Genomic DNA, 709 nt, shown 5'->3' with positions numbered 1-709 from the left:
GTAATGCCAGTCAGTTAAGCTGACTGGCATTTTTTCTATTTGTCGCATACTTCTTGGGTTTTAGTTTAATCCAGCGTGGATAACTCCGGTCTTCGCGTCTTGGTGGTAAGACGAACATTGATATCTGTTGAATCAGCACTTCGTAGTGTCTAGGTAGATTTCCCGGGCTTGTCAGCGGCAAGGATGCAAAATATTGAGTGACAGCCATCGCACTACTGGTAAAGCTCAATTGGTTTGGGCAAATGCTATCTAATCTCTCTGACGCTTTTGTCATCATTTGTCTTATCAGGTTATAAGCTAATAGCACCCCCCAAAGCTCCTGTCTCACCATATCTGGACGCTTACTTCGTAGTGTATATTCGCTATCAAGCAGTGTTTGTTTCATTTCACGATAACCTAACTCAATTTCCCAGCGATATCTGTATAACTCTACAATGTCTTCACCTGGGAAACGCAACCCATCACACATTGACGTAAGTACCTGATAAGTTTTGCCTTTAATTACCTTCGAGACTAAGCGAGCTTCTATAAGTTCAGGGAGTTCATCAAACTTTTTTCTGGCTTGAGGTGTGGTTTTAATCGCAACAATAGCATCTCGACTGCTGTATCTATGAACGACTTCATACTGAAAATCTTTCTTCACGGGTAACATCCAATGCCTTTCCTTACCCGCTTTGTTCCAACGATGGAGGAGCCCTGTTGAATAATA

The 709-nt window shown here is 42.2% G+C and carries 1 protein-coding gene; it reads right to left on the bottom strand.

What is annotated here, in order from left to right; genetic code table 11:
- Positions 1–10: 10 nt before the first annotated feature.
- On the bottom strand, positions 11–709 hold a 699-nt coding region (locus MD535_RS25765), incomplete at its 5' end, for an IS4 family transposase (protein WP_265678128.1).

Origin of the sequence: Vibrio qingdaonensis, from assembly GCF_026191675.1 — a bacterium.
Taxonomy (GTDB): domain Bacteria; phylum Pseudomonadota; class Gammaproteobacteria; order Enterobacterales; family Vibrionaceae; genus Vibrio; species Vibrio qingdaonensis.
Note: the sequence above shows the minus strand (reverse complement) of the source record. Positions and strands in the feature narration are given on the sequence as shown.